Annotated in this window: 19 protein-coding genes; 10 read left to right on the plus strand and 9 right to left on the minus strand. The window is 35.6% G+C overall.

The genetic code is table 11. The features are described 5' to 3' along the window. Positions 1-22 precede the first annotated feature (22 nt). Genes pnpS through Bccel_RS23550 form a run of 7 tightly spaced genes read right to left on the minus strand, consistent with a single transcriptional unit; the run spans position 23 to position 6,794 of the window. Positions 23-1,813, minus strand: coding sequence for a two-component system histidine kinase PnpS (gene pnpS, locus Bccel_RS23520; protein ID WP_036935278.1), 1,791 nt, complete (start codon positions 1,811-1,813; stop codon positions 23-25). Further along, positions 1,814-2,524 (minus strand): response regulator transcription factor, encoded by a 711-nt coding sequence (locus tag Bccel_RS23525; RefSeq protein WP_036935276.1) that lies wholly within the window; start codon positions 2,522-2,524, stop codon positions 1,814-1,816. A gap of 44 nt (positions 2,525-2,568) precedes the next feature. Then, positions 2,569-3,246: a phosphate signaling complex protein PhoU gene (phoU, locus tag Bccel_RS23530; protein WP_036935274.1), complete on the minus strand. Its 678-nt coding sequence runs from the start codon at positions 3,244-3,246 to the stop codon at positions 2,569-2,571. A gap of 35 nt (positions 3,247-3,281) precedes the next feature. After that, a complete protein-coding gene (gene pstB, locus Bccel_RS23535; RefSeq protein WP_036935272.1) occupies positions 3,282-4,040 on the minus strand; it encodes a phosphate ABC transporter ATP-binding protein PstB in 759 nt (252 codons plus the stop codon). 18 nt (positions 4,041-4,058) lie between these two features. Further along, positions 4,059-4,952 carry a phosphate ABC transporter permease PstA gene (pstA, locus tag Bccel_RS23540; RefSeq protein WP_036935909.1) on the minus strand — a complete coding sequence of 298 codons (894 nt, stop codon included), beginning with the start codon at positions 4,950-4,952 and terminating at the stop codon, positions 4,059-4,061. A gap of 2 nt (positions 4,953-4,954) precedes the next feature. Beyond that, a complete protein-coding gene (gene pstC, locus Bccel_RS23545; RefSeq protein WP_036935270.1) occupies positions 4,955-5,902 on the minus strand; it encodes a phosphate ABC transporter permease subunit PstC in 948 nt (315 codons plus the stop codon). Positions 5,903-5,936: 34 nt separating this feature from the next. Then, complete coding sequence (locus tag Bccel_RS23550; protein ID WP_201781977.1) at positions 5,937-6,794, minus strand: phosphate ABC transporter substrate-binding protein; 858 nt, start codon at positions 6,792-6,794, stop codon at positions 5,937-5,939. A 388-nt stretch (positions 6,795-7,182) separates the two neighbouring features. Here Bccel_RS23550 and Bccel_RS23555 point away from each other — a divergent pair, with 388 nt between their 5' ends. The 6 genes from Bccel_RS23555 (at position 7,183) to Bccel_RS29225 (ending at position 13,722) form a co-directional block, all read left to right on the plus strand. Beyond that, entirely contained in the window at positions 7,183-7,806 is a 624-nt protein-coding gene (locus Bccel_RS23555; protein ID WP_036935268.1) for a DUF47 domain-containing protein, read from the plus strand. After that, positions 7,799-8,782, plus strand: coding sequence for an inorganic phosphate transporter (locus tag Bccel_RS23560; RefSeq protein ID WP_036935266.1), 984 nt, complete (start codon positions 7,799-7,801; stop codon positions 8,780-8,782). The genes Bccel_RS23555 and Bccel_RS23560 overlap by 8 nt, the downstream gene beginning before the upstream one ends. A gap of 492 nt (positions 8,783-9,274) precedes the next feature. Next, complete coding sequence (locus Bccel_RS23565) at positions 9,275-11,269, plus strand: NUDIX domain-containing protein (RefSeq protein ID WP_081926667.1); 1,995 nt, start codon at positions 9,275-9,277, stop codon at positions 11,267-11,269. Then, positions 11,266-12,132, plus strand: a complete 867-nt coding sequence (locus Bccel_RS23570; protein ID WP_050753777.1) for an alpha/beta hydrolase — start codon at positions 11,266-11,268, stop codon at positions 12,130-12,132. Before Bccel_RS23565 ends, Bccel_RS23570 begins: the two co-directional genes overlap by 4 nt. 51 nt (positions 12,133-12,183) lie before the next feature. After that, positions 12,184-12,621, plus strand: coding sequence for a hypothetical protein (locus tag Bccel_RS23575; protein ID WP_036935264.1), 438 nt, complete (start codon positions 12,184-12,186; stop codon positions 12,619-12,621). Positions 12,622-12,633: 12 nt separating this feature from the next. After that, the gene (locus tag Bccel_RS29225; protein WP_081926665.1) at positions 12,634-13,722 is read left to right on the plus strand and encodes a stalk domain-containing protein; all 1,089 of its coding nucleotides are present in this window, start codon (positions 12,634-12,636) and stop codon (positions 13,720-13,722) included. 14 nt (positions 13,723-13,736) lie between these two features. On the opposite strand, the gene Bccel_RS23585 is transcribed toward Bccel_RS29225, so the two are convergent. Then, a complete protein-coding gene (locus Bccel_RS23585) occupies positions 13,737-15,911 on the minus strand; it encodes a M56 family metallopeptidase (protein ID WP_050753778.1) in 2,175 nt (724 codons plus the stop codon). Positions 15,912-15,913: 2 nt separating this feature from the next. Beyond that, complete coding sequence (locus tag Bccel_RS23590) at positions 15,914-16,282, minus strand: BlaI/MecI/CopY family transcriptional regulator (RefSeq protein WP_036935261.1); 369 nt, start codon at positions 16,280-16,282, stop codon at positions 15,914-15,916. A 367-nt stretch (positions 16,283-16,649) separates the two neighbouring features. Between Bccel_RS23590 and Bccel_RS23595 the strand changes: the two genes are divergently transcribed. From Bccel_RS23595 to ytxC, 4 genes are all read left to right on the plus strand, one after another. Beyond that, the gene (locus Bccel_RS23595) at positions 16,650-17,318 is read left to right on the plus strand and encodes a phosphotransferase enzyme family protein (protein ID WP_050753779.1); all 669 of its coding nucleotides are present in this window, start codon (positions 16,650-16,652) and stop codon (positions 17,316-17,318) included. Positions 17,319-17,410: 92 nt separating this feature from the next. Beyond that, the gene (locus Bccel_RS23600) at positions 17,411-18,007 is read left to right on the plus strand and encodes a hypothetical protein (protein ID WP_036935259.1); all 597 of its coding nucleotides are present in this window, start codon (positions 17,411-17,413) and stop codon (positions 18,005-18,007) included. 475 nt (positions 18,008-18,482) lie between these two features. After that, positions 18,483-18,842 (plus strand): sensor histidine kinase, encoded by a 360-nt coding sequence (locus Bccel_RS32665; RefSeq protein WP_036935258.1) that lies wholly within the window; start codon positions 18,483-18,485, stop codon positions 18,840-18,842. Between the two features lie 157 nt (positions 18,843-18,999). After that, the gene (ytxC, locus tag Bccel_RS23610) at positions 19,000-19,947 is read left to right on the plus strand and encodes a putative sporulation protein YtxC (RefSeq protein WP_036935255.1); all 948 of its coding nucleotides are present in this window, start codon (positions 19,000-19,002) and stop codon (positions 19,945-19,947) included. The last annotated feature ends 154 nt before the right edge of the window (positions 19,948-20,101 follow it).

The following is a 20,101-nucleotide window of genomic DNA, read 5'->3' on the forward strand; positions in this document are numbered from 1 at the left end:
TATTAATAGCCAAGACCATATACTATGCAGGTAGTTGAATAATAAATTCCGTTCCCTTTCCAGGCTTACTTGTAATATTGATATTCCCATTATATGAATTGACAATATGCTTGACAATGGATAGACCAAGGCCTGTCCCACCCATGTTTCTGGACCTTCCCTTATCAACCCTGTAAAACCTTTCGAAAATCCTGGGAATGTGCTGATCATCAATTCCAATTCCATTATCTTTAACAATAAAAAATATTTTTGCTTCTTTCTTGTACACCCTAATTTCTACGGTACCATTTTCGAAATTATACTTTATTGCGTTGTCGATAAGGTTTATTAGCATCTGTTTAATCCTGTTCCTATTTGCATTGACTTTTATGTCTTCCTCCACTTCAACATCCAGCTTAACGCCCTTTTTTGCTGAGACTCCCTGAAGCATATCCAGTACTTCCTTAACAATATCCTTGATATTATGGCATGCTATATCTGAATCCCTTTGCCTGCTTTCAATTTCCGACAGCTGCAATATATCATTAATAAGTATCGAAAGCCTCTCAGCTTCGATATCTATAATATCAAGGAACTTAACTGCAACATTTTTATCCTCAATAGCACCGCTCTTTAAAGTTTCTATAAACCCTCTTATTGAAGTAAGCGGGGTTTTTAGCTCATGAGTAACATTAGATACGAATTCTGTCCTTATCTGTTCAAGCTTTTTGAGATTTGTTACATCATGTATTGTGACAATACCTCCGGAATTAATTTGTTTGGGACTATTGGTCTTTATTGGAGTCGCATATACTTTATAGGTTTTATCAATAGGCGGTCCTATGGATATTTCAGCATTATAGGGTATATTGTTTTTAATAGTATCTTTTAGCATATTATTGACCTTATTGTTTCTTACAATCTCGATAATATTCATTCCTATTACTCCAGGGCCGTTCTTTATTCCAAACATACCGCATGATATTGTGTTGATAAGCATTATCCGTAGATTATTATCAACAGCAATAACACCACTATACATACTGTTGATTATTGATTCAACCTTAATGTTCTTGTCAGTCATTTCAGCTAGGGTGTATTCTAGTTTTTCGGCCATTATGTTAAATGTCCTGGAAAGTTCACCAATTTCATCATCCAAATTAATATCCGATCTTCTGGAAAAGTTCCCATCGGATATATCCTTTGTCACTTTAATCAGTTCATTTACAGGTTTTGTAATCCTGTTTGAAAACCAAAATGCTATAATAGCAGTCAGTATGATACTTGCAAACACACCTATGCCTGTATATATAAAAATAATCTCTTCTATATTTCTTAACTGGATTAACGGCACAGATACCCTTGTAATAACCCCTTCCGGAGTTGAAGGAACAGCAATATATAATAAATTAAGCTTTAGTTCCCTACTAAACCTGGTATCCTTGCCTATCTCACCATTCAGTGCCTGTTGAACCTCTTTTCGGTTTATATGATTATCCATTGTTTGATAATCCTTTTGTGATTCCCCTAGCACTTTACCGCTTTTATCAATAAATGTTACCCTTAGGTAATTGGATTGATCCTTTAATGGTGTGGAGTTTCCTTCAGGATATAAAACAGACGAATACTGTTTTGCACTTTTGTTGTAATCCACTGAAATTCCCAGCCTTCTGTACTCAGATAATTGTAATTGAATTAGCTTTGCATTATTTTTCAGCTTTTCCTCCAACTCAGCCTTATAATATTTCTGCGAAATCTCCGATATCATTAACCCTGCTATAAAGACTCCTATAACTGTTAGAATCAAATAGTACAGAAATATTTTTTTCTTCATTTATTGATTTGCTCCTTTATCGTTAAATCTATAACCAATTCCGCGTATAGTCTCAATAAAAACAGGATTACTGTCATCATTTTCAAGTTTCTGCCTCAAATATCTTATATGCACATCAACAGTTCTTGTCTCTCCATAGTAGTCATACCCCCAGACCTTTTCAAGCAGCATATCTCTAGAAAGCACTTTACCTTTATTCATAACTAATAGCTTCAATAATTCAAATTCCTTAAACGGCAAGTCCACAATTTTGTCGTCCTTAATTACCTCTCTTCTGGAACAATCAATCTTTATGTTTCCATAGCTTAAAACATCTGTATCACTCTGGTTTGACAGGCTGACCCTTCTGAAAACAGCTTTAACACGTGCCACCAACTCCCTTACGCTAAAAGGTTTGGTCATATAATCATCTGCCCCGAGTTCGAGACCCAAAACCTTGTCAAACTCATCACTTTTCGCAGTAAGCATTATTACCGGGACTGTTTTAGTGAGTACGTTCTGTTTTAGCTGCCTGCAAACATCAAACCCATCAATCCCCGGCAGCATGACATCGAGTAAAAAAATATCGGGAACAGTTGTTTTACATTCATCAAGAAGCTTCTCTCCCGTATCAAATGTCTTTACCTTATAGCCATTAGCTTCCAGGTTATACTTTATAAGTTGTTGAATGTTTTCCTCATCCTCAACTGCAAAAACTAATCCTTTTGACATAAATCTATCTGCCTCCATCTCTATCTATCTTACATTTATCACTTTTAATCTCTTTTTATATGTCTTGAAAGATGCTCATGCTCACCTGTTATTATAAAGGCAACCCATTCACCTATGTTAGTAGCATGATCCGCCATTCTTTCAAGGTATTTTGCTATAAACATAAAATCAATAGCCTGCTCAATTGTCTTTGGATCATTCTTCATTAAATTAATCAATTCAAGAATAATCTTAAAGAATAAATCATCAACAGCATCATCACTTTTACAAACAGATAAGGCAAGCTCAAGGTCAAGTCTTACATAAGCATCTATGGACTTATTGACCATTTCCTTTGCAAGCTCAGCCATTTTGGGTATATCTATCAGAGGCTTGATATATTTCTGATTTGACATCCTGACTGTTATTTCAGCAATATCCGATGAATGGTCAGCAATCCTTTCCATATCTGTAATTATCTTTAGTGCTGTGCTTATAACCCTCAAATCCTTTGCTAAAGGCTGCTGTCTTGCAATAAGGTTCATGCACTTTCTTTCTATGGATCTTTCCATATCATCAATGACATCATCGTTTTTAAATATATCTCTTGCCATGTCGATATCCTGCTTTTTAAGAGCAACAATTGTCTTTTCAATTGATTCTTCAACAAGACTACCCATTTTAATAAGATCATGGTGCAATCCTTCAAGTTCTCTATCAAAAAAATGTCTTGTAGTTACCATATTATTTACCTCACCAATAAAATTTTAACCACTAATTAACCGAATCTTCCTGTAATATAGTCTTCTGTCCTTTTATCCGAAGGCATACTAAATATTTTCTCCGTTTCATCATATTCAACTATTTGGCCGTGGAGAAAAAATGCAGTATTATCGGAAATCCTTCCTGCCTGCTGCATATTATGTGTAACAATTACAATGGTGTAACTCTCTTTTAGTTCATCAATCAAATCCTCTATCTTCAGAGTGGATAAGGGATCAAGGGCTGATGTGGGTTCATCCATCAGTACAACTTCAGGCTCAACAGCAAGAACCCTTGCTATACATAAACGCTGCTGCTGTCCACCGGAAAGTCCTAAAGCACTTTGTTTGAGACGGTCCTTTACCTCGTCCCAGAGGGCAGATCCAATCAAGCTTTTTTCAACTATCTCATCAAGCCTAGATTTTGATTTTATTCCATGTATCTTGGGACCATAGGCAATATTCTCATATATTGACATGGGAAAAGGGTTGGGCTTTTGAAAAACCATACCCACCTTTTTCCTCAAATCCACTACATCAAGCTGATCATAAACATTTAAACCGTCTAGGTAAACCTTACCTGTGATTTTAACATTGTTAACAAGATCATTCATTCTATTAAGGGTTTTAAGAAAAGTTGACTTTCCACAACCTGACGGCCCGATAAGTGCTGTTACCTTATTCTTCTCTATATCAACCGTAACATTTTTTAATGCTTGAGTGCTTCCGTAAAAAAGATTCAGATCTTTTGTATAAAGCTTTAATTTCTTCTCCATTCAAATCAATCCCTCATATTAAATATTAGTTTTTCCGGCAAATCTCTTATTTAGTAATCCCCCAAAAATTCTCGATAGGATATTAAAGGCAAATACACATATAATCAGTACTGCCGCAGCCCCATCTGCAACCATCCTTGCATCAGGTGCGGTACCTTCCGAGTTGACTTTCCATATGAAAACCGCCAATGTTTCAGCAGGCCTGAATGGATTTAGGGGCGAAGATGAATCCAATGGGTTAAAGTTGGTAAAATCCAAAGGATAGCCGCTTACTCCCGATGTAAATATAAGTGCAGCCGCCTCTCCAAAAACCCTTCCTGATGTTATGATCAATCCCGTTACAAGCCCTGGAATTGCACAGGGTATTAAAACCTTTACAATCGTCTGCCAATGGGTAGCTCCTAATGCCAGACTTGCCTCCTTTACAGAAAGGGGAACATTTCTTATGGCATCTTCACTTATCCTTGTTATAACAGGAAGATTCAATACCGATACAGCTAGTGCACCTGATAGTAGGTTGAAGCTCCAGCCTGTCATTTGAACAAAAACAAGAAACCCAAAGAGACCTATTACTATTGACGGCAAGGATGCTAATGCTTCAATACAAAACCTTATCATTCTAGTCATCTTTGTTGGTCTAGCATACTCAGCCATATAAATCCCTGCTGAAAGTCCGATTGGCAGCGACATCATCATGGATAAAACCACCATATATATTGAATTGAACAATGGTGGACCTATGCCGCCTCCAGCCTCTATTGACTTTGGTTCAGAAGTAAGAAAGTTCAGATTCAGCTTGCTTCTTCCCTGATAAATCAAATAACCTGCAAAAAGCACAAGTAATAGTACCAGTATTCCGGCTATAATAATAAAAATTGTTGTTGCTATTTTATCAGCAATCTGAGGTTTGATTCTCATTTAACAAAACTCCTTTTTGCCCCTATTTTGTGTATTACCACAATAAACAAAAATGATATTATGAGAAGAAGAAACGCCAAAGACCATAATGCATTGCTCTCAAGTGTTCCCGAGACTGCATTTCCCATTTCCATTGTAATTACACTTGTCATGGTATTTGCCCTGTCAAAAATCGATTTAGGGAATAATATATTGTTTCCAATTACCATCTGTACGGCAAGTGCTTCACCAAAAGCTCTTGCAAGGCCTAATACAACCCCAGTAAGTATGCCTGGAAGTGCTGCAGGAACCAGGACACGTCTTATGGTTTGCCAACGAGTTGCTCCCAGTGCAAAGGAGGCTTCCTTATAGTCCCTTGGTAATGCTTTAAGTGCATCAACAGAAACACTCGCAATGGTAGGAAAAATCATTATGGACAGAACAAGTGCCCCTGTAAGAAGACTTTTACCTGTTGTGTTGATGGATCCATCAAAAAATGGCATCATTAGTGTAAATTTGCTTATAAAAGGCACTAGTACAGTCAGGCCTACCCAACCATATACAACCGACGGAATCCCCACAAATATTTCAATTACCGGCTGCAGCAGCTTTTTACCCAACTTGGGAGAGATTTCAGTCATAAAGATTGAAATTGCAATGCTAAATGGAGTACTTATCATCAGTGCAAGCATAGATATGGAAACGGAACCAAAGATAAAAACAAGAGCTCCCACTGCCGGTCCCCCTCTGCTATCCCCTACAGTATCCCATCTATCCGAAAACAGGAATTGAATTGGTGACTGTTTATCTTGGATAAAAGTTGCCATGCCTTTTGACGCAATGAAGAAGACTAGACTTATAGTCAGTATTATTAAAAATATTCCGAAGAATGTAACTATCGATCTACCAAATAATTCTTTTTTTATATAATGAACACTCTTTTTTATTTTACTGTTAGTTGACATTTGTCTGACCCCCCATTGCGTTTAAATGATAAAACTAGCGTTTAACTTTCATATCTTTAATTGGAATAAACTTAAGCTTTGTTACAAGATTATTTTGAACTTCATCGCTCAAAATATAATCGATAAAAGACTTGGTAAGGCCAGTTGCTTCGCCTTTAGTGTACATGTGCTCATATGCCCATACAGGGTAAGTACCGTTTGCAACGTTTTCTGAAGTAGGCACTACACCATCAATCTTAAGAGGCTTTGTTTTTTCATCCAGATAAGAGAAAGCAAGATAAGAAATTGAGCCTTCCGTTTGGGATACTGTCTGCTTCACTGTACCGGATTGGTCTTCTTTTAATGCCATTCCCTCTGCTTCGTCAGCTCCCTTTAACGCATATTTCTTAAAGGTGGCCCTTGTTCCTGAGTTGCTAGGTCTGTTGATTATAGTAATTTTCATATCATCCCCGCCAACATCCTTCCAGTTGGTTATCTTACCTGTAAATATGTCTATAAGCTGCTGGGAAGTAAGATTATCTACTTTAACATTAGTATTTACAACAGCTGCAATACCTACTGCACAAACCACATGGTCCTTTAATTCTTTAGCCTCTTCAGGCTTTAATTTTTCTTCCGCATACACGTCTGAATTACCTATGTTTACCGCACCCTGATAAACCTGAGTCAAGCCCTGGCCGCTTCCTCCTGCCTGTACTGAGATCTTTGAGCCTGCGTTTTTTGCCATGTAATCTTTGGCAGCATTATCTGCAAGGGGTAGTAGTGCTGATGAACCGGAAATTGATATTGAGTCTTCTTTTGAAGATGGCCCGCATGCTGTCAGTGTTAGCAAAAAGGTAATTGATAAAACTGCAAAAAGCATTATTGATTTAATCATTAAATTCTTTTTCATTATTAACATCCTCCAAAAAATATTATTATTTGCAATATGAAAATGTAAAAGATCAATCACTTTTCATGTTCTCTAAGATAAATACTATAGGTCTTTATTTAAGAGAAGATTAAGCGATTGTTAATTGGATGTTAATATTTTTAGGCAAGGAATGACTAATAACTATCCAACATTTAAAGGAAATCTATAATAGGGAGTTTTATTTCTTGCCTTCTGGGAATACTTAGGCTTGTATATGTTTTTGATGTTAATTCTATGTAAAGTAAGTTAATTCTATGTTAACTCGATTGTAGTAAATGTTTTGCTGATATTATAATTAGTGTGTAGATATATAATATGAAATTATTAGAAATTGTTTGTTTATAAAATTTTCATAAGGGGAAAAATAATGTTTAAAACATCAAAGAAAGAAGAGATTTTTTTTAATATGTTTTCAGAAACTGCTGAAACCACTTTAAAAGCTGCAAGGGCTTTGGATGAATTGGTGAAAAACTATGTAAATGTTGATAAGAAGATCAATGCTATTGAGGAAATTGAACATGAATGCGATAATCATATACATAAAATTATGCAACAAATTAACAAGTCCTTCATCACACCCATTGACAGAGAAGATATATGTGAAATAGCCAAGGAAATGGATAATATAACTGATGCTATAGAATCTACTGCACATCGTTTCAAGATGTTCAATGTTAAAAGCATCAAAGAGGATGCAATTAAAATGGTAAAACTTATTGTTGATTGTACCTTAGAACTTAAAGGTGTCATGGCTGAATTGAAGAACATGAAAACAAGCAAGACACTTCAGGATATGATTATAGAAGTAAACAGAATTGAAGATGAAGGCGACACAATCTTCAGGAACGCAATAACAAAACTGTTTGTCGTTGAAACTGATCCAGTTGAAATAACCAAATGGAAAGAAATTTATGAATACCTTGAAAATACTCTGGATGCTTGTGAAGATGTAGCCAATATAGTGGAGGGAGTCGTGATGAAACATGCTTAGTCTGGCAGTGGTTATCATTCTGGCATTGAGTTTTGATTTTATAAACGGTTTTCATGATACTGCAAATTCAATCGCTACATCAGTCTCTACCAGAGTTCTTTCACCCAGGCAGGCAATAATAATGGCTGCATTTTTAAATTTCGTTGGTGCTATGGTAAGCAGCAAAGTAGCTAAAACCATATCAGGCGGTTTAGTAAATGTATCCCTGCCACAATATGTAATAATTGCAGCTTTACTTGCAGCAATTATTTGGAATCTGATTACTTGGTATTTTGGAATTCCCAGCAGTTCATCCCATGCTTTGATCGGCGGACTGATAGGAGCATCAATTGCTTTTGCCTCCAGTACAAAAGCAATTATTTGGGGTGGAGTCATGCAAAAAGTTGTAATTCCGCTGTTTACTTCGCCTATTCTCGGTTTTGTACTTGGTTTGATTGTTATGAAGTTATTATTTAAATTCTTAAAGCCTTTTTCTAACCGTTTTGTTAATAAGTGGTTTTCAAAGCTTCAGATTGCTTCAGCAGCTTGGATGGCTTTTTCACACGGAAAAAATGATGCTCAGAAATCAATGGGTATCATAACATTAGCATTAATCAGTGACGGTGCACTGAACAAAGGTGCAGACGTTCCTTGGGAGGTAATGATTGCTTGTGCTGTGGCAATGGCTTTTGGCACATCATTCGGGGGATGGAAAATCATCAAAACAATGGGTGTTAATATGATACGACTTCAACCAATAGGTGGATTTGCAGCAGAAACATCAGCAGCCCTGGTTATTGAAACTGCTTCTTCCCTAGGTGCTCCTGTCAGTACAACACATGTTATTTCCTCTTCCATCATGGGCGTAGGTTCTGCAAAACGTTTATCAGCAGTTAGATGGGCACTTGCACGTAATATTGTTGGGGCATGGGTTCTTACAATACCTGTTACAGCTCTGATCGGTGCAGTTATTACCTTGATTATAAAACTGTTCTAAGGATTAATTGAAATATTATTGAAAATCTTATTTCAGGAGACAGTTTAATGTTTAAGTTAAGATGTGCAAAAAAGGAAGAATATGATTTTCTGTATAATCTACTTGACTCTACCATCAAAAAGTACTATGTGGAGACCTTCGGCAGTTGGGATTAAAAAATTGAAAGAGGTTACTTTGACGAGAGCTTCAATAATTGGAAAGCACAGGATTTTTATAAAAGAATAGGCTTTATTAAAATCGGAGAAACAGAAACTCATCTTGTTATGAGCCGAAGTCCTGATTTGTGAAATAATAATCTATAGCAATATTAAAATAATTTGCACAAGAAAGAATTTAAATGGGGGTATGCCCCATTTTTTATTATCTGTGGAGTTTGTTATATACAGGCATTGTATGGTAAAATTGTATGTATATTAAAAGTGACAAATGTAAGATTATTAGCACTTTTAATGTATATCAGTTTGAAATAAACTATAAAGAAGGTAATTTATTATGGAACCAAAACAAACATATGAAACCGGATTATTATATCACCATTATGCAAATACAGCATATCCTCTCACACCAAAATCATTTATGCAGTATCGTATTAATGACCAGTCACAGATACAGAATTTTTTATCATCAGAATGGGCAAAGACCGATGAATTAAGCCTTTATGTACATATACCCTTTTGCAAGGTAAGATGCAAATTCTGTGAATATGTTGTTCTGGAGGATGTAGGTACATGTACTGAAGATCTATATGTTTCACTGCTGCTTAAAGAAATCCAGATGTACAAAGCCATATTGAAAGATAAAAAAATTGTTGGATATGATATTGGCGGCGGAACTCCTACAAAATTGTCTGTTGAAAACTTGATAAGAATCACAGACGCCGTTACCAACTCATTCAATATTCAGGATAATGTTGTTTTCAGTATCGAAACAACCCCTATAATAGCCGCTAAAGAGCCTGAAAAAATATTAGCCGCTTATAATATGGGGTATAAAAGAATAAGTATGGGTGTACAAACCGTTTCCGAAAAGCTGTTAAACGAGCTGGGCAGAGAGGGAACAGTCCATATATATGAGGAAGCCACCCAAAATATAAGAAAAGCAGGGTTTAAGCAATTCAACATAGATCTTATGTACGGTTTTTTACACCAGAGCAATGAGGAGTTTGAGACTACCATTCGTTACGCCATATCATTAAATCCTGAATATATAACACTTTACCGCAATCGCTACAAGGGAACCAAACTGGAGAAAGAGGCTGAAGGTGTTTCGCTGTATAAGATAATATGTCAGTATCGTCTTGCATACAAATTACTTTTGGAAAACGGTTATATGGCAAACGCAGGTAAGAATACATTCAGTAAAGTACAGGATGATTATGGAACAAGCGATTATCTCACAAAGCGTGTAATATATGGAACCCCTTATGTAGGAATGGGGCTTGGTGCACAATCCTTTGGAATGGATTATCTGGCATACAATGAAGGTGCAGCAAGCAAACAGCTTCATAAATACCAGGAAAAAATAGAAAACAATCAATTCCCCATACAGGACATTTACAGCTTGCCTATGGAAGAATCCATAGCAAAGATGGTATCTGTAGCTTTTTATTTTGGGTTTGTGGATTCTGAAGCCTTCAGCCAAAGATTAGGCATATCATTTTGGGAGCACTTCGAGAATGAAGTTGAATTCGTTATTCAAAAGGGATTGATGGAAATTAAGGGAACCAGACTTTATCTGACAGAACGGGGTGCAGATTATATCAACGGTATAATCCCTCTCTTTTATTCAGGTAGATCCAAATTGGAGTTGTCTGAGCTTTTCAACAAGTCAGCCAAACGTTCTGTTGGTGAAGAGGAATTTTTGAAGGCATACAAGATAGAGAATTATGAAAGGCCATCTCTTGCTGCAGATATAGTCGTCTTTTCACTAAATGGCGATGTAAAAGATTTCGGAAAGCTACCCCCAAAGCAACTCTCCGTCCTTATGATAAGACGTGGTGAACACCCATATATGAGTGAATGGGCCTTGCCCGGTGGGTTTGTAAAGCCCGGGGAATCTGCAGAGCAGGCAGCATATCGCGAGCTCAAGGAAGAAACAGGATTATCTGATGTCACAATGTCACAGCTTCATTTATTCAGTGAACCCAAACGCGACCCCAGAGGCTGGATTGTATCCTGCTCTTTCATCGCATTGGCATATAGAAAGAACTTTCCACTGCAATTTGGTGAGGATGCTATAGATGCACAGTGGTTTGAGGTTCAGTACGATAAGCTAAATTCATCTACAGAAGAGAATAAAGTCATAGATATATATGACCTGGTGCTTTCAAATGAGGTCATAGCCCTTACTGCAAGGGTAGAAGCGGTAACCGCCGTTTCACAGCTTGGTAGAAACATAGAATGCCATATTGTAGAATCTAATGGTATTGCTTTTGACCATGCAAAAATACTTGCACACGCAATAAATAGAATACAGGAGTTTATATGAGGAAAAACAATGTTCTATCAGATAAACCTAAGGGAAAACCGATAATACGACTAATAAAGAAATTATTAATAGCAATAGTACTTATATATACAGTATTTTGCCTTGGCGTGCATCTTTTTCTTGAAGAGTTGATTTTGTGGCCCCACAAGATATCTGGCGATGTAACTGCCATATCAAAACAAGCAAACAATGTTGAAAGTGTTGAAATCACAACAAAGGATGGTAATATTTTAAGGGGCTGGCTTGTAAAGAATTCAAATACCCCAAAGTCAAATCTGCTCATATATTTTGGAGGGAATGCCGAGGAGTTATCTTATGTTATTCCAAAGATGTCGAAGTTAGACGAATGGTCGGTGGCATTAATCAACTATAGAGGCTACGGAATGAGTGAAGGATCCGCCAACGAAACAACACTGTTCAGCGATTCTCTTGAGATATTCGATTATTTTGCTTCCAGAAGTGATATCAATAAAAGTAATATCGTTGTGATGGGAAGAAGTATTGGTACTGGTGTAGCAGCATATTTGGCTCAAAACAGAAATGCCTCGGCCGTAATTCTGACTTCACCCTATGATTCTATTATTAGCGTAGTACAGGATATATGTCCCATTGTACCCGCAGACCTGCTGCTAAAGCACAAATTTGATTCCTTAAGCCGTGCACCTTTAATAAAACAGCCTGTTCTAATTCTTGTGGGAACTGAAGATACTTTAATACCGCCGTGGCATTCAAAAAAGCTTAAAGATGCGTGGGGTGGTAAGGCTTACTACGAGGAATTGGCCAGTGAAAATCACAACTCAATTGATGATGCAGATATTTACTGGAGCAGGATCAGAGATTTTTTATCTCAGCAAATTAAATAATATCATAAATGATTGTAATTACTAAAACATATCACAGGAGGGAGCAATTATATGTCAGACACAAAAATATTTGAGATTAAAAAAGATCGTTATCTATATGGTATATTCAACATACTGATTGGATTAATCTATGCGGCTGTTATGGTTTTTTATGGAATTAATAGCCTTAATAAAGGTGATGTTCTATGGTCGGTTATCAAGTTTGCAACAGCTGGTATCCTAGGCTTTTTCTTTATTTATATGGGTATTGACAGAATAAAGAAAATATCCTCTACAAGGTATATAAAAATATCAAAAGAAGAAATATGCATAGATGAAGAAGTTGCAAGAAGAGAAGACATAAAAGAGCTATATATTCCAAAATACGATGATTATGTTGAAATTAGAAAAATAAACGGAAAGAAAATACGCATTTTGGAAAACATGCTTGAGAAGGATTCTTTCGCACAATTAAAAGAGTTTCTGTCCACCTATCAAATTTCAAGGTAGAGGAATTTAACAATGAAAAGGTTATTTGCTTTCATATTAGCTTCATATATATTGATAACCGGAACAATAACATACGGAAGAGAAGCTGGGACTAATAACAGCCTGACTTCTCTTTTTAACGAGTTAAACGCAGTAAATGGTTCAAGTCAAATTATTGTAGTATCCAATGAAAAAGAGAGCCAATTTAATGCTACTGTCCAGGCTTATGAGAAGACATCTGCCGGTTGGATAAATAGTTTACCCTCAATGGGTGCTGTAATCGGAAAAAACGGTTTTTCCCTGATGAAGAGGGAAGGCGACCTTAAGGCACCTGCAGGAATATTCCGTATTGGAACAGCTTTTGGAATGCCTGGTACGCCTGGGATTACAAAGCTGCCCTATATAAGTACAACAACAAGGGATTACTGGATAGATGATGCTTCTTCTCTGGATTACAACAAGTGGATAAAATACAACGGTGACCCATATACCAAATGGAAATCCTTTGAAAAGCTTAGAATAACCAGGTATAAATATGCATTTGTAATTGAATACAACATGAACCCAATAGTAAAAGGAAATGGAAGTGCTATTTTCTTTCATATCTGGAAAGGATCGAATATCAGTACAAGCGGGTGTACGGCTGTATCTGAAGCAAATATTCTTAAGCTTTTAGGATGGCTTAAACCTGACAAAAATCCGATAATTATACAAGGAACCCAAACCATGATATCAAATATGCTGAAAAGTGCTGGAGATAAAGCACTTTACCCAATAAAAGCAATAGTTAATAATAATGAAGTACCTTTGGACGTGCCTCCTCGGATTGTGAACGGAAGAGTCCTTATACCTGTAAGGTCTATTTTTGAAAATCTAGGTGCTAAAGTAGCTTGGGAACAATCCACAGGCACAATCACTATTTCAAAGGATTCAACCATAATTAAATTAACTGTGGGAAGCAACATGGCATTTGCAGGTACAAATCAGGTGCCTCTTGATGTTCCTGCAACAATTGTATCAGGCCGGACCATTGTTCCTCTAAGGTTCATTGCTGAAAATCTGGGCCTTTCTGTCTCATGGAACCAAATCAAAAGGATTGTATCTGTTGATGGTATAATATAACAAACTGCTCCATCCTATCCGGTTGCATACCTGTCTACACGCCAAGTTCCATTACTGTCTTTAACAAGTATAACAAAGAAGTATGTACTGGTAGATGGATACTGGGACGAAGTTTTTACTGTTTCCATATCAACCGATACCCCATATGCCAATGTTGATTCAGGGTTTTCGCTAGTCAAGTGTTCGGGTTTATCAACAAGTTTTATCTCTTTTGCCCTTGCCCATTTCATCCCCCACACATCACCATCATGAACCAGGTTTTTGTTATGGTATTCTGTTGCCAAAGCCATCATACTCTTAAAGTCGGAATTCTCAAAAGCCATAAAGTACTTCTGAATAACATTAAATGCTTTTCTCTTCTTATCAGGCAATCTTAGAATATATGGCTTACTGTTCTCATCATAAAAAACCTTATATTCATTATCGGCAGTTTTCTCAATTGAAACTATTTTCTTTCCTATAGCTGCCTTATCCCATATTTCAGGCTTTGACACCCAATCAAGCTTTAGCCTGTAAATACTCCCATTAAGATAATATGCATAACCGTTATAAACAGTAATAAATGAGCCATCTATATCAGCCATTTTTATGTTTTTCGTAAGTTTAGTATCTAATCTGCATACAGGACGGGGGAATGTTCCATCATTTGTCCATCCCTCAAAATACAGAAATCCATTGTCATAACATAAATGCCTCCCACCGTTAAATTCAGTATTGAAGGTCTTCCTCTCGCTTCCATCCTCCCTTATACTGACAATAACATTGGTCTTAAAGTCCATTACATCTGTCCCTGCAAACCCCATAAAAACTATCCTGTCACCAGCTGGGAAAATTACAGCACTGCCATTTCTATAGGCTACCAGTTCATCAAGTGTTTCTGTATTACCATCACTATTCTGACGATAAAAACGCCCAACATAGTTATCCAGTGGAACTACACCTCCACGGGAAATTTGTTCAAGATAATAGGTCCACCCGCCTTTTTCCCATAACCTATTATTGATTGAAGGAACAGAATTATCCTTTTTTGTATTTGTTGCAATCGCATCGGATTTCAAAGATATTTTACCTTCTTGTTCCTCAAAACGACTGTCGGCACTAAAATTATTATCAGATTTTAAATTTTGACCTTTACTGCTGGTATCATTATGTTGACCGTTAGTCAGAAGTACTGCACCAATAACAATAAGGATTATAATGCTTACGATGCCCATAAAAAATCCATATTTTTTAAACCTCATTATCCCTTTGATCCTGCTCTTTATGCTGCTTTCTCCAAATGCCAACAATCCCCCATTTAAAATTATATCCTTCTTAACCGAAAGCTTGATTAATGACGATGCATATTCACTTCTGATATCAGTATCAAATACCGAAAGAACCTTCTCATCACATGCCATTTCCATATCCTTATGAGATAATATAAAGCTAAACCATATTATAGGATTAAACCAATGGAGACATAAAGCAAAAACAGATAATGGCTTAAGAATATGGTCAAATCTTTTAATATGAACAAGTTCATGTGTGATAAAATACCTAAGTTCCAGCTCAGTACTGTTTTCTGTAATACTTAAAGGTAGTATGACCCGTGGTTTGATCAGTCCGTATACAATAGGTGTATGTACCCTATCTGAGGTATAAATTGGGACTTTCCGGTTCAATTTTATCTTCTGCCTACACTGGAAAACCAAATTATCATTTTTGTAAAGAACTGCCTCATTAAATCTTGCTGATGCACGTAAATATGCAAATACGCTAAAGGTAAATAAACCTACTGCACCAAAAAGCCATAACATTGGCAAAATAAATATCTGTACCTGTATTGGATCAACAGATGCTTCAGGATTTGGAGGAGGGACAAAGCTGTTGATGCTATTCATAAGATTACCGCCAGGTTTTTCCATTGATATACTCCCGTGTATTGTGTCAGGTAAAATATTATTTGTTTTGTAATCATACTGACTTTGAGAAATTGTTGAACTTAAATGTATTGTATTGAAAATGCTGAACATTGATGGAAGTGAAAACGGAATAAGGAGCCTTATGAGTACTATTGCCCACAAGACATAGCTAAAGGTTTTGGGAAGACGGCTGCCAAGGACCCATCGCAATAATACTATCAAAACAGCAGCAATTGATGCTGTAACACTCATATTAATCAGTAAATTAAAAGCATCAACAAGCATGGTTATTCCTCCTTATCCCCATATTGCTCAATTATCTTCTTTAATTCCTCAACTTCATCCTTGCTTAATTTTTCCTTTTGAAGAAAGGCCGTAAAGAAAAGCTTTAAAGATCCGTCATAGACCTTACCTAAATGCTCTTCTGTTTCTGCATGCATAACCTGTTCATGGTTTATCAATGCATAGACAATAGAATTTTCATTCTTTATCACTCCACGTTCACACAACCTGCGAATGACAGTATAGGTAGTGGATTTTTTCCAGCCAAGCTCCTGGTTCGCAAGTTTAACCAGCTCTGTACTCGATATAGGTGAATGCTCCCATATGATATTCATAAACTTATATTCCGCATCAAATATTTTAATTCTCTCCATAAATAACACTCCTTAGTCTAACACATTAAACCTACAACTAGTTTAACGCATTAAACCAATAATGTCAATGTTTATAAAATAACTCTACCTGGATAACAACACTATACAATGAAAGAATTAATTAGGGATTTTAAAGAAAATGTGTTAATATTATTATATATCAAACTTGATTCTTGAAAGGAGTGAGCGACATGAAACGTCGATTAATACAAATTAAGGTGATTCTTAATTAAATTGAAACAGTAAAAAACTAACAGAAACACCACGCCAGATTTACTGATGTTATTTTACTGTTTCAATAAATAGTTTAAAGTCTTATTGATTTTAAAAACTAAAATATCTTTTTGATAATAGAGATCTATGCAAAATGGTGTTGGAAAATTGGGAGTATGATCCCTCTTCGCTGGATTTGCTCAACTATTATAGGATTTCGTCAAACGCAGTTTATCCATTTATGTACAACGGGCAAGTAAGGATTTTACGATTTTGTCCCTGCAACGAAAAGGATAAAAGCAATATAATTGGTGAACTGGAGTTTATCCGTTATCTGTATTCTAAAGGGTATCCCGCACTACATACTGTAAAATCAAAAAATAACCAGGAGCTTCTGCAAGTACATACGCCCTGGGGTGACTATTTCGCATTTGTATTTGAAAGAGTTGCCGGAATTCAATTGGGAGAAACGGATTATACCTGTGATATTTGCAGAAAACATGGTAAATATCTTGGCAGATTGCATAAGTTATCATCAGAATACAAGCCACCTAACACAATGAGACATTCATATGAGGATGTTCTTATATGGGCGGAAAGAGAGTTATTAAACTTTAATATTTTTTATGACAATACTGCTGATACATTAAATATTATTGATTTTGATGACGCAATGTATCATTGGTACATAATGGACATTTGCCAGGCATTAGACAGCATAATGAATGATGGATGCTGTGCAGATTTTTCCTCAATGAACGCTTGCTTTTTTGAGGGCTACAGAGAAGAATTTGATGTTTCTGATGATATCGTGGCTAATTGATCTAAGAAATGATCTGGCAATTATAAAGACCCAACGCTCAAAGCAATTTGGTAAATCTTTATTATAAAAAAACAAAATTCGGAGGACTTAGTATGAATACGGAAGTTATTAGACCTGGAAAAGTTTTTTATTTAATTTCAGGTGCAGTTTTTATTATTGGAATCATCCTGTTTGTGGTTTTACTTTTAACCGGTATTACTTCAACTGTAAATCGGTTGGATACCCGCATTGTTGTTCCTGGAACAAACACAATTGAATTAAAGGAAACAGGCAAGTATAGTATATATTTTGAGTACAGAAGTGTTTTGGATGGAAAAGTATATGAGACGGAAAGTATAGTCGGGTTGATGTGTTCTCTAAAAAACACTGAAACAGGCGAATCCGTTAATCTTTCCAATTCTATAGCCAATTCAAACTACTCTATATCCGGACGTCAGGGTAAAAGTATATTCGATTTTGATATTGATAAACCTGGAAAATATGAGTTTAAAGCCTGGTATAAATCCGAAAGAGGCGAAGAGGCTGTTCTGGCAATTGGAAAAGGATTTGGAGGATCATTGGTCCGCACAATACTGCTTTGTATAGGTGCTCTTATCATAAGCTTGGGTGCATCGATAACCATATTTGTAGTCACGTTAGTTAGAAGAAATAGGGCAAAAAAATCTATGCAGATGAATAATTTATTGTAATACTTGTAATGTCATATAAAATAGATTAGCATTCCAGACAATTACCACTGCTGATGCTAATCTATTTTTTATAATAAAGAATTACTTAATTTTTATCTGACAATATTGACTTTTATTAAGTATCAGAATATTAATGCCGAATGTAAATAAAACAGCTGCCTTTTTGATGCTGTCACAATATGCAAAAATTAGCACATCAATAATCTTTAACAAAATGCCTATTTTGAGGATGAATGCGATGGCAAAACATTGAATATCGGTGTAATAACCTGGCTAGCTGAAAGCAATTATCATGGTGCTCTCATAAATTCCATATATAAAACTGCAAAAATTTATTGATTATAAAATACATTTATGATCACCAGATTTTGCTCAATAAGAGGAGAAAATCCTAATTTTTTTTAGATTATCCTTTAATCATATTGACGGATGGATAATCTTTGACAACAGCATCAGCGATTCCTATATAAATACTTTGCTGGCCAGCGGTATCTTTAAAATCATAACAAATCTTGTTGAAAACTCAATAATACATGGTTATAGCAACGGTGAAAAGGGGCCAATTTCTATTGATATAAAAGCAAATGAAAGCACTTTGAATATACTTGACGGTAAAGGCATCGAAACGTCGGATTTGGATAAAATTTTCCATCCCTTTTATACCACAAAAAGAGGCGATGGTTGTATAGGTCTTTGGCGTCATTTTGCTGGAATTATTTTTGCTTTTCCCACAATATGTAACAAGCAATTGCTGGCTAGTAATTTCATCCAAACTAATTCGTTATATCATACATTTACCAAATTGGCGTTCCAGACAGGTAAATATTGCTGCTGACGCCAATCTATTTTTTTGTAACTCAATCAATCATATATCATATAATAATGTGAGAATGATTATTTCACAGGTATAATATGGTAGTTATTGCAAGTACCTAGTGCTGCATACAACATATTTCTTAGACATATACTACACATGAAGGGATGTGAAGTTGATGCAGTTTCTCAGTATTGGAGTTAACAAAGATACAGAAGATGTAATTGAAGGAATAAAAAACGAGTTGGAAAAAAACAAAACAAACCATTTTAAGTACTCCATTCAAAACGAAGTTAATTCCAATGGCTCAAATTATATAGTTTGTAGTTATAATAGCGATAGAAATGCAGATAATGCGGATAACCCGGATACCATTAAGAAAACCCTTGTTTTAAACATTTCAAATGCACTGGCAGATTATATAATAAAAAAATATGAAGAGAAATTAATAATTAGAACAATCACCAGCAATTATTGTTATTTCAATTCTGTTGAAAAGAAAGAAATATTAGCATTGGCAAAAAAAATTATTAAATCTGATGATAAGGATCTTTTAAGCAGCTTATTTCATATAAGACGGCATAATCTTATAGTTAAAAAGCTTCTGGATTACTTTGACAACTCCAACAGCATCATACTTGACGGCTTTGTTAATTTCAGGCTTAAGGACTATATAAAAGATCTGGAGGAAGTTGTTGATAAGGCTGTAGATGACTATCTTATGGTTCGTGAATATAATGAGTTCATAAGGCTTTTAAGGTATTTCGTAGATATTCAGAATCCTAAGTTCAACTTGATTCATGTGGTTACCAGCTTTGATAACAAATATATGCTTCTGGATGAAAATAAAAGAGAAATAACCAACGAATGCATACGTGAATTTGTAAATGAGATCTCGATGGGTGAAATAAATTATGATGATTTGCTTGTCAGCTCACTTATTACACTAGCACCAAGGAAAATAGTATTACATGGTACCAGACATTTTAAAAATAAGGAACTTTTAGAAACAATAAAAAATGTTTTTTATGGAAAAGTTACTATATGCAGCGAATGCGAAATTTGCGAAGTAAACATGGCAAAATCCAACAATAAAAGCGGCACTATAAACATTGAAAATAAATAAAAGACAAAAAGACAAAAATTTCATCATTTATTTTATATATATATATTGACAAGTTAAAATCTAATGATACAATATATTGTGTAATGTTATTTAAATTGAAAACATTACCCGTTATTCCAGTTTTATATTTATTTTTATAGATTTTGTACAAAAG

Origin of the sequence: Pseudobacteroides cellulosolvens ATCC 35603 = DSM 2933 (genome assembly GCF_001262605.1) — a bacterium.
Taxonomy (GTDB): domain Bacteria; phylum Bacillota; class Clostridia; order Acetivibrionales; family DSM-2933; genus Pseudobacteroides; species Pseudobacteroides cellulosolvens.